Here is a 10,700-nt window from a genome sequence, read left to right as displayed (position 1 = left end):
CCCTTTCCTACAAAGAGTCAATATCATTTTTTTAAAATCAGACAAAATAAATCCAGTATTAAAAAAACAATCGCCACCAATAACAAAAAATCAATGCCTAAAAAAGCTCTTAAATATATAAAAAATCTGTCTTCCATAAAGTGATGACCCCTCAATATACTCTAGAGCCTTGAATGACGACTTAAAGAAAACAACTTTGTTCATGGAATCCAGAGCACTTATGTCGTGCGATAGCATGCGTATTTGTTGTGTGATGTTGATATCCTTTCCAAGGCTGTTATTGCTCTTCTGACGCTCTTCGCTATTATAGGAATGATAACTGTATAAATTGAGGATTTGCTTTTCTATAATCAAAGAATCAAATTCTTGTAGAAAGACGCTAAGCTATGCTAGCCCTTTTGATTTAATATTTGAAAAGTGCTCTAAAAATCCATGTGGGATAACGAACAACAGAAAAACGATCCTGGACAGGACCCCGCTCTTGTAGTCAAACGCTTACTGCCAGCTCGACGACAAATCTCTGTGCGTTGGTTTACAGGAACGGTTCTCACGGGAATCACGTCTTGCATTCTTATGGGTATTGCACTTTTTGCCGCCCTTGATGAACAGCAACGATTGGTAACACCTCCACAATGGTTTACAGCAGAAAACCTTGCACAAACACAAGACCCTGATGCCAATGGATATAAAAGTGACCGTATTTCTCCCACCCATGCGCGTCAAAGCTTTGATAGCAAACGACAATTTGAATTATCCATTCTGCAAAAAAAGGGAGAGGAACAAGTCATTCAAACACAACATTTTGAATGGATTCGCATGGCTTTAGCCGAAAATCGCCCACATCGATATAATTATCCCAAGTTTGACGCTTTAAGCATGTTTGCGCGTGATTCGAAAATACAAACCGTCAAACTACAAGATTCCGGTCAGATTTACGGAGCGAAAGTGGAAACCAAAATAATCTTACGCAACCGTAATCTTATCATTGATCAAAGTGACTTTGATGGTGCGGATATCATGACGAATGATGAAGTACAACAGGAATTAAAAAACGCCGGATTTTCTTTAGAAAAATCCAACGAGCTTCTTTCCATTCTCACACTCATCGACCCTTTAAAACTAGACGATTTATCCTCACCCTCGCCCTTTACAGAAGCTCCTGAGGTGCGCATTGTTCAAGAAAATGTGACCATTTCCCCACAAAGTCATCGCATTGATCTCACGAAAAATTATGCTGAAGATATTATTCCCATTCGTAAAAAGAAAAAAATAGCCGATGCTTTCAAAGAGACCAACTATACAAAGGAGCAAATTGATCAGGTGGTGAGCACTTTAAGCAAGTTTTACCATTCTGATATGCTGAAAGAAGGAAGCCTTTTACGCATTGGTATCGTTACACAAGCAGGAGAAGAAGATCATCTGGTGCGTGCAAGCATTTATCAAGGAATGTATCATGTTCTCACCATTGCCCTGAATGATAGAGGGCGCTTTGTTGAAAGTACAGAGCCCCAAATGTCGAACGCACTTAAAACGGCTTTTCAAAATGGTATCCCGCATTCTTATGTCAGTACAGCACAATTACCGACAGCTTATGATGCCCTCTATAGTGCTTTATTGAGCCATAATATATCACAATCTCTCTCTCAGCATCTCATTCGTCTGCTTGCCACCAATATTGATATGAAAAGCCGGATAACACCAACTGACCAGATTGAAATATTTTATGCCTTGCCACAACAAAACGATAAAGAAACCAAAAACGCACAAAAGAATCAAAAAACAAAAGGATTGTCTCCAAACGTAGACCCTGAAATTCGTTATATCAGTGCGACTTTCGGCAATACGACTTATCAATATTACCGTTATCAATCAAAAGACGGAACTATCGATTACTATGATTCAGAAGGAAAAAGCTCCAAACCTTTCTTGCTCCGCAAACCCACTCCAAATGGCGTTTTTGGTTCCCCCTTTGGACCACGCAAACATCCTATTTTAGGCTATGTTCGCATGCATACAGGTGTTGATTGGGTTGCACCAAAAGGATCGCCCATTATTGCTGTAGGAGATGGCATTGTCACAAGAATGGGCGTAACTGGCGGTTATGGAAACCATACAGAAATTCAACATAGCAATGGGTATATTAGCAGTTATTCACACCAAAGCCGTTATGCACCAGATATCAAACTGGGCGTGAAAGTACGACAAGGGCAAGTTATTGGCTATGTCGGAACAACAGGAATGGCAACGGGCCCCCATTGTCATTTTGAAATCATTGTCAACGGTGTAAAAGTCGATCCCATGCGCATTCGTATACCTGAGAGTAAAGCTTTAACCAGCCAAGACTTACAAGCATTCTTGCGCGAAAAACATAATATTGATTCTTTATTAAACAGCCCAACACCACCATCAGAAGACACTTCTTAAACCACACATAAAATGGAAAGCTAAAAAGTTTTTAGCGTTTCTGCAAACAGAAGAGCCTCAACTTATAAGAGAAAAAAGCATAAAATTTTTTTATTTTTATTGTTTTCTCAAGCTTTACACAAAACTCACGTTATGAATCTGATATAATGCGGGACCTTCAAAGAACATTGCATCGGGCTCTGTAAAAAAATAGCGATAACATCTCTTAATCTTAGCTTTTCAAATCCAGAAAATGAGTGAGGATATCACGATTACTGTAATAATATTGGTGATTGTACGAGGAAAAGACCTTCACGTTAAAGCTTATAGCGTCCTCTCAAACATCTCTTCAATAGATGTTGCTGTTGCACATCTTACAAAACTGCACTATTGATGATGAAATCTACCATTCATTGCCTTATTTTAAAAGCTATCACACAAAAGTCATAAAACTTTGATCTCAGATCTTTTCTTCGTAAATTGCTGCAGGAAAGTAGAAAGATCGATTAAGAAACGGAATGCGTAAAATCAAGCACTGCTTTATGAGCAATTTGATCTAACTTTTATCACTATAAACAATTTTTCAGATACGTTATCTCGTCTAAAAAAGAGCTAAAAAATGTAATGTGTGAAAAGTTAATTTTAACAGCTCTTATGAGATCAAGCCTGTCAAATATTTTATAGAGTTATTTTGTTCGGGTAATAATTTTATGAAATACAAATACACAATAATTTCTATTTTTTCTTTTACCATCTTTGTGTGTATGAAGCCTTATTTTTCTCACGCTCAAAATCTTTCTGTGACACACGAAACAAGACGCAGCTTCATCGAAAAATTACCTAAACCTAAACAAAGTGCATTTGATGATCGTTCAACAGATGTCTACATCGTCAATGAGCTTACCAATCCACCTGCTTCTATGGTGTTAATTGGTAAAGGTATAGCGCGTGGAGAGTGGAAAGCAGGAGGACACTGGGGAGCAGCAGGACCTTCGGTTATGATTGCATCCGGCTTCGCAGGAACAGCAGCGACAACCTCAAATGCTTGGCTTTTTGGATCCGGTGGTTGGGCTAAATATAGAGTACAAGACGACGGAACTGTTTTAACATTCCGCTGGTATAATCCATATATGGGTTCCCCTGTATACACTGCTATCTCAAGCAAAAAAGAATATTACTTTGAACGAAGGGTGGAAGGAGGTAAGAATGCGAGAGTCATTTGGTACGTAAAAAGAAGAGAACCAGTAAAAAATTATTCTGTCGTTATAGCAGCTGATCCGCAAGCATGGCGCTTGGAATCTGGCGATCCTAATGCAAATAGCAATAGAGAACCATGGTTAAAAGCCAATAGAAAAGTTGCCAATGCACTAGAATCACACGCTGCTACATTTTATATAGTCAACGGCGACTTAACCGAATTTGGTCGTTCACAAACCTATCAAGATTATGCGGATGTATATAAAAGTATTGCTTATCCTATCTATGAAGGACTAGGCAATCACGATTACTATAATAATGTTGGTGATTGTATAATACCACTAGAAAGTCTTTCAAAGGATGCATGTGCAGTGAGTGCTGTTCAAAGAATGATCCAAGAAATAAACAAATACAGCCATGCTTTACCTAAATTTAATAAAGATGTAACTTCTCGTAAGGTCTCTCACCCTGATATAAAGCGCTATATAATAACTGGGAGTTTAAGTTACTCATGGGATTATGGGGATATTCACTATGTGCAGCTTCACAATTATCCAACTTATACGGCTAATTTACGTAGCGGTAATACTAGCGTAAAAATAACGAAGGCTTTGAAATGGTTGAAAAAAGATTTAGCAGCTGCTGATAAAAGAGAAAAAGTTACAATTCTCAACTTCCACGATGCTCGTCCGTATTTTAACGACAATGATTCGCATTTTCTTCATCCCAAAAATAAGAAAGATCTTGCTGCATTTAAATCAATCATTACCTCTCATAATGTCAAAGCAATCTTTGTAGGACACGAGCATCAGCAAGTTTCTTGCCTTACACAAGATGATAAAGTCTTCGGAAATATCCCTGTATACACAGCGGGAGCACTGTTCAAAGGGGACTATTATCTCGTTGATGTACGAGGAAAAGACCTTCACGTTAAAGCGTATAATGGAAAAACGGGGCAACCAGCTTTAGTCAAAGATTTAGGGCTAAATGGAGCCAACACAAACAAAAAGAACAGTTGTAGTAATTTATAAACATTTTTTGCTCTTACCCTTGACGATAAAAGGGGATTTTAGTCCCCTTTTAAGAGGACGGTGGAATCTCTTTTGAATCATTCATGCTAAGTTTGGGTAAAGGAATGACAATTTTTGTCCCTCCCAAAGCAGAAGTTTCGAAAAGTGGTTTTTCACCAAACTGCATACAAAGCTGTTCAACAACCAAACGACCAAGACCTGCTTTTTGCGCCGCCCTTTGGCTCTTCATGCCGACCCCATCATCTTCCACAATCAACATTAATTGCCCCTCTTGTTGAGGACCAAAGGAGACATAAATATGACCAGCGCGCTGGTCAGGAAAGGCATGTTTAAAAGAATTGGTGAGCAATTCACCAAGAATAATTCCAAGCGTTGTTGCATCTCTTGAAGACAACCGACAATCTTTAAAATTCGTGTGAACGGTAATATTTTCGCGCAATTCAAAAGGCACTGCCAATTCAACATCATGCACCACTGAGCTTAGAAATTCTGCTAATAAAGTTGTTTCCATATCATCACTCAAACGCAAACGGCGATGGGCTGTAGATATTGTCTGGATACGATCACGTGCCGCTCCAAGAACAGAACGCACTTCTTCATTTTTGCTCCGATTTAACTGTAGCCCAAGCAAGGAAGACACCGTACCAAGCGAATTTCCAATACGATGACTTGCATCTTGCAACAACATTTCAACCCGTTGACGTTCTTTTTCGGCGTGATTGCGTGCTTTTTCCAATTCCTGTGTCCGTTCTTTCACACGTGCTTCAAGCGCTCTATTTTCACTATGAAGCAGCAATTGATACATCTTTAAGGAGCGCACATCTCGATGAAACCGATTAATGACAAAATAGGCAGAAATAAAAGTACTGACGACAGAAAGTATCGCCGCCAATGTTAAAGCAGCCCGCATAAGTGCTATACCTTCACGCTGTTTTTGTCGTACTGCATCATCCCCATTGAGAAAGCTTGTCATCAATTGTGCGAGACGTGCTACCTGAATCTTGGGAACTTCTAAAGAGACAGAAGGTTGAGAAGATTGGTCAGGAAGCACATCCACGGCATGCATATGGGCATTCATAAAAGCTTTGCGTGCTTCGACCTCTTTTTTAAAAGCGGTAAACCATTCATACCATTGTGGATGGGCATAAACAATAAGCGCGGTATAATCGAGAATATCATCAATCTCACGTGCAGCATTTTCAAAGCGGACTTTGTCTTCTGTCTTTCGGGTTTTTGCATAGCTACGATCAGCAACAGCCATATCGATTAAACCAATCAGCACCAAATCAGCCTGTTCACGCAATTCTGAACTGGTATTCAACTGTGCAACTTCTCGATCAACGGCATTTGAGAGCAGCATAATGAAGATTGAAGCCAAAAGAGCCATAATCAGAGAAACAACAATTGCTCCCCAACGCCAGCTTGATCTGCTTGAATCAGAAGAAGAATTGTGAGAAAGCAAATTCGTCTTTGTTGTCATAGAATTTCCATTGGCGAACCTGAAAATTGTCATTTTTCAGCACAAAGGAAAACGCCCTTATGGAACATAACACAAAAAGCCCGCTGGATAGTTGCATACAGACTTTCCTCACTTCTCCTTAAGGAGTCACACTCAATACTCTGAATTTCCTCAGATGCTGACTTTTACCTTAATAGCTATAACGGGAATTAAAAAAACAAGGCTATCGACCATAATTATTATGCTTTTTTAGCCGTTAAATGAACACAATGTGCTTCCAGCGGAATGTGCATCGGGACCATAATCAGATTCACCATTGACTTTAAGAAGTTCTTGTAGGCGATTGCGTGCTCTACTGACACGGCTTTTAATTGTCCCCACAGCACAACCACAAATAGCTGCAGCATCTTCATAAGAAAAGCCAGAGGCTCCAATGAGAATAATGGCTTCTCTTTGATCAGCAGAGAGCATATTTAAGGCTTTTTTGAAATCTTGCAAATCGAGTAATCCATATTGAGCAGGATGAACCGCTACATTTTGGGTAAATATGCCATCAGTGTCTTGAACTTCTCTTCCTCTTTTGCGCATTTGACTATAGAACTCATTACGTAAAATCGTAAAAAGCCAAGCTTTCAGATTTGTTCCCATTTCGAAACTGTCCTGCTTTGCCCATGCCTTCATAACGGTATCTTGAACCAAGTCCTCCGCTTTATCGTGTCTTCCACTTAAAGAAAGTGCAAAAGCCCGCAACGCTGGTAAAACCAAAAGAAGTTCTTGTTTAAAGTTTTTTACGCCCTCTGCCATAGTGGATTCAAGCCTTTTCCACATGATTTAAGCGAAATTGCTCTGCACGCTCCAATCTGTCTAAAAGCTCCAGCAAACGCACTGGGAGAGCTTCTTCTTGAATTTCCATGTAAAATTGGCGTAACTTCCGTGCTATTTCGCAATTGACCCCGAGAAGATCATCCCCACGTGTGAAATAATTGGTGAGATTTTTTTCATCACGGTCGTTCATTTTTTATCCCCCTAATCCATATAATATCAGCAGCACCGAGAAGAATTTTTCGCCTCATGATTGTAAATATGGTTGTATGCAAAAAGTTCCATACGAGGAGAGGAACTTTTTCATCTCTTAAGAATTTCAATCAACAAAGTGCTTCAAAGGTCAAAGGAGTTATGAACATGTCATTATCAACGCGTATAGCACCGCATCTTCCTTATCTTCGGCGTTTTGCCCGTTCTGTGACAGGCAGCCAATCATCTGGTGATGCTTATGTGTCAGCGATGTTGGAGGCGCTTATTGCAGATATTTCCATTTTTCCCAAAACATCCAGTGACCGCATTGGTACCTATTGGCTGTTTTGTCATCTTTTTGACCAAACCACCCCTAATATACCTGAGCCACTTCCACAATTTGGTCTTGAACAAAAAACCAATGCCAAATTATCGTATCTTACCCCGCGTGCACGCCAAGCATTTTTATTGATTGCGGTTGAAGGATTTAATGAACAAGAAGCCCGTGAAGTCATGGATCTTGACGCGAAAGCGTTTCGCACGCTGCTTAACCAAGCCTCGACGGATATTTCTCAACAAATTGCTACAGAAGTTATGATTATTGAAGACGAGCCTCTCATTGCACTGGACATTGAACAAATGGTAGAAAGCTTAGGTCATCAGGTGGTAGGAATAGCACGCACCCGTGATGAAGCTATCATCATGTACCATAAGAAAAAGCCGCGGTTGATTTTGGCTGATATTCAATTAGCTGATAACAGTTCAGGCATTGATGCGGTCAATGACATTTTGCAAAATGACCAAATTCCTGTTATTTTTATCACGGCTTTTCCTGAAAGATTATTAACCGGAGAACGCCCAGAACCGACTTTTTTAGTCACCAAACCCTTTAATCCTGATATGGTGAAAGCGCTTATTTCACAGGCTTTGTTTTTTCAAGAGAATGCCTCAAAAGCAGCCTAAAACAGATTAACATTTTCATCATGATCGTTACGCCCATTCCAAAGCCCCCTATGGATAAATCCCATCTTAGCGCTCTCATGCAAGCGATCCGTGGTGCAGATATTTTTGTTTTATACCAGACAACAAATCTGGTTTATTTATGGGCTGAAAACCTACCACAGCACTTACATAATAAATGGCGGATGGGATGTCGTGACAGTGATTTTTTTTCGCTTGATCTGGCAGACAATATGGAAACAATCAAATTGCAAGTTTTAGCCACCGGCAAAATGCAAACCATCGAAGCACGGTTTGAAGATATGGCCAAACAAGCCATGTGGTACAAATTTTCTATCGACTGCCACCGCAATGATCATGGAGACATTATCGGTATTATCACCACTGGTGTTGATATTTCAGGGTTACGTCGACGTGAACAAGTACTAAAAATACTCCTTCGGGAAGTAAGTCACCGTTCTAAAAATCTTCTTGCCATCATTCAAAGTATTGCCAGCCAAACAGCACGCTATACTGAGTCCCTTCAGATTTTCTTACGCAAATTTCAAGGACGCCTTCACTCTCTTTCTCATTCTCAAGATCTCATTACCGATTCCGATTGGCGTGGTGCCCAATTTCGCGAATTGGTACAAACGCAAGCTTTGGGCTATTTGATGAAAGAGACAGAACGTTTTTCACTTGAAGGCATAGATCCTTATCTTTTTCCCAATGCTGCTTTACATATTGGTTTGGCTTTTCATGAACTCATTGTGAATTCTCTTTCTTTCGGCGCTTTATCGCAAGAAAAGGGCAGTGTTTGTGTAGGCTGTGAACTCCACACAAAAATAAATGGAAAAATGCAACTTCTCATCACTTGGAATGAACGTTTTGAAGCGCAAACACTTCTTGTCGATAAGAATCAAGCCTGTTTTGGCAGTACTGTTTTAGAAAAGATTGTCCCTGTTTCTGTAAATGGTTCAGCTTCTTTAAAATTAACAGAGACGGGGATTGTTTATTGCTTGTGTGTTCCTGATACGTATTTTGACACTTTTTTTTAAAATAGCGGTTAAAACCCTGTAATATGAAAAAGCAAAAACGCCCCTGTTGCCTCGTGATCTCCTTGTCCACCAGCAAAATATTTTTCACGCATTTGTGAGCATTTAGCCTCAATTTGAGTTTTCCGGAACCTCATGCCGGAACCTCATGCCGGAACCTCATGCCGGAACCTCATGCCGGAACCTCATGCCGGAACCTCATGCCGGAACCTCATGCCGGAACCTCATGCCGGAACCTCATGCCGGAACCTCATGCCGGAACCTAAAACCCTTCAAAACGTTTCTTCACAGAAAGCGCCCCTAGGTTGACATATCAGATTTTATACTGTCAACCTCTCATTTGGAAAATATTTTATGAATACCCTCGTTTTTCTTCTTCTCTTGGTTTCATGTACGGATGATTTTAACAGCTGTTATTCGAACAACACAATGGTTAAAACTTACCCAACCGCTCAAGCATGTGAACAAACCATGATACCATCCACAAAAAAAATTACCTCTTATGGGCAACAAATTTTTGCCCAATGCACAAGCATACAAGCAAACTTACACCAACAAGAAGTAAAATTGATCTGGTTTGTCACAAACCGCGGCAATTTTCTGCTTAAAAGTCAAACCCTACTGAAAAGCCAAACGATGAATGATAAAATGTCCGAAGAGCACGAAGCAGATATTTTACCAACATCATGGACTCTTCTCCCTCCTTCTTCCACAAACCACTTGCACAAAAAACCTTAAAAGCCTAAACCCATCAGACCCCCCAAAATAATCAATGGAAGAGGAGCGCATGATGGATAATAAACACATTCAATCTTCAAAAGACCATCACGCAGAGCAATCTGCATTGTCTCAAGATTACCCTCCCTTAGACCCTGCGGTAGAACGCGTAAGAAAAAAGCTTATGCGTTTCATGTTTATTTCTATGTTAATAACACTTATTCTTATTCTTGTCGTACTTTTTGGAATGATCTACAAAATTGTAGCAACAAATTCAGCGCCCCAACAAACAACTCCTTTTTCCTCTCACAGGATAAATCAAGAAACTGTTCACCACACACTTTCCTTACCGAAAGGAACACAGATTTTGTCACAAAGCCTTTCGGAGCAGAACATTGTCTTGAAAGTCTTAACATCTGAGGGGCAGACAAAATTCATGGTCTATAATTATTATACCGGTGCACTAATTGCTGTACTGATCTGTGAAACAACAGAAAGTGCAACCCTTTCCCATTAATAAAGCAATAACACTCCTCACAAGTGTTTAAAATATCGCTCTCAGCTTTAAACATTTTCCTCTGGTGAATATATTGCCACGCGACATCGACGTGGTTTCCTCTGCATCTCTTCAACCAAGAAATGCAACACCTCATCACTTGCAATGAATGTTTTGAAGCAAAAATACTTCTTATCAATAAGAACCAAGCCTGTTTTAGCAGTATGGTTTTAGAAAAGAGTTTCCATTTCTCTCAATGGTTCAGTTTCTTTAAACAAGAAAAGAAAAGCAACTTTTTCTCTCAACGCATCAACATTTTACGAAATTTCTATCCCCCTTTGAAAGTTCAAAACCTAGAAGCTGCAAGGCAGGCTTCTTCTCAAGAGGAA

At 39.8% G+C, this 10,700-nt stretch carries 9 protein-coding genes; 6 read left to right on the top strand and 3 right to left on the bottom strand.

Annotated features, from left to right (window positions below):
* Positions 1 to 432 precede the first annotated feature (432 nt).
* Complete coding sequence (locus J7R10_RS06670; RefSeq protein ID WP_010705623.1) at positions 433 to 2,424, top strand: M23 family metallopeptidase; 1,992 nt, start codon at positions 433 to 435, stop codon at positions 2,422 to 2,424.
* A 689-nt stretch (positions 2,425 to 3,113) separates the two neighbouring features.
* Positions 3,114 to 4,631: a metallophosphoesterase gene (locus J7R10_RS06665; protein WP_010705624.1), complete on the top strand. Its 1,518-nt coding sequence runs from the start codon at positions 3,114 to 3,116 to the stop codon at positions 4,629 to 4,631.
* Positions 4,632 to 4,680: 49 nt separating this feature from the next.
* Here J7R10_RS06665 and J7R10_RS06660 read toward each other — a convergent pair whose 3' ends face one another.
* The 3 genes from J7R10_RS06660 to J7R10_RS06650 all read right to left on the bottom strand — a co-directional run bounded on the left by J7R10_RS06660 (position 4,681) and on the right by J7R10_RS06650 (position 7,105).
* Positions 4,681 to 6,111: a sensor histidine kinase gene (locus tag J7R10_RS06660; protein WP_010705625.1), complete on the bottom strand. Its 1,431-nt coding sequence runs from the start codon at positions 6,109 to 6,111 to the stop codon at positions 4,681 to 4,683.
* A gap of 228 nt (positions 6,112 to 6,339) precedes the next feature.
* On the bottom strand, positions 6,340 to 6,894 hold the full coding sequence (locus J7R10_RS06655; RefSeq protein WP_010705626.1) for an RNA polymerase sigma factor: 555 nt from the start codon (positions 6,892 to 6,894) through the stop codon (positions 6,340 to 6,342).
* 7 nt (positions 6,895 to 6,901) lie between these two features.
* The gene (locus J7R10_RS06650; protein ID WP_010705627.1) at positions 6,902 to 7,105 is read right to left on the bottom strand and encodes a NepR family anti-sigma factor; all 204 of its coding nucleotides are present in this window, start codon (positions 7,103 to 7,105) and stop codon (positions 6,902 to 6,904) included.
* Between the two features lie 167 nt (positions 7,106 to 7,272).
* Between J7R10_RS06650 and J7R10_RS06645 the strand changes: the two genes are divergently transcribed.
* The 4 genes from J7R10_RS06645 to J7R10_RS06630 all read left to right on the top strand — a co-directional run bounded on the left by J7R10_RS06645 (position 7,273) and on the right by J7R10_RS06630 (position 10,332).
* Complete coding sequence (locus J7R10_RS06645; protein WP_010705628.1) at positions 7,273 to 8,067, top strand: response regulator; 795 nt, start codon at positions 7,273 to 7,275, stop codon at positions 8,065 to 8,067.
* Positions 8,068 to 8,087: 20 nt separating this feature from the next.
* Positions 8,088 to 9,101 (top strand): PAS domain-containing sensor histidine kinase, encoded by a 1,014-nt coding sequence (locus J7R10_RS06640; RefSeq protein WP_010705629.1) that lies wholly within the window; start codon positions 8,088 to 8,090, stop codon positions 9,099 to 9,101.
* Positions 9,102 to 9,452: 351 nt separating this feature from the next.
* Positions 9,453 to 9,836, top strand: coding sequence for a hypothetical protein (locus tag J7R10_RS06635; RefSeq protein WP_010705630.1), 384 nt, complete (start codon positions 9,453 to 9,455; stop codon positions 9,834 to 9,836).
* Between the two features lie 49 nt (positions 9,837 to 9,885).
* A complete protein-coding gene (locus tag J7R10_RS06630; protein WP_026501352.1) occupies positions 9,886 to 10,332 on the top strand; it encodes an EI24 domain-containing protein in 447 nt (148 codons plus the stop codon).
* The last annotated feature ends 368 nt before the right edge of the window (positions 10,333 to 10,700 follow it).

This window comes from Bartonella vinsonii subsp. berkhoffii ATCC 51672 (assembly GCF_902825225.1).
GTDB classification, from domain to species: domain Bacteria; phylum Pseudomonadota; class Alphaproteobacteria; order Rhizobiales; family Rhizobiaceae; genus Bartonella; species Bartonella berkhoffii.
This window is presented reverse-complemented; position numbering and strand designations above follow the sequence as displayed.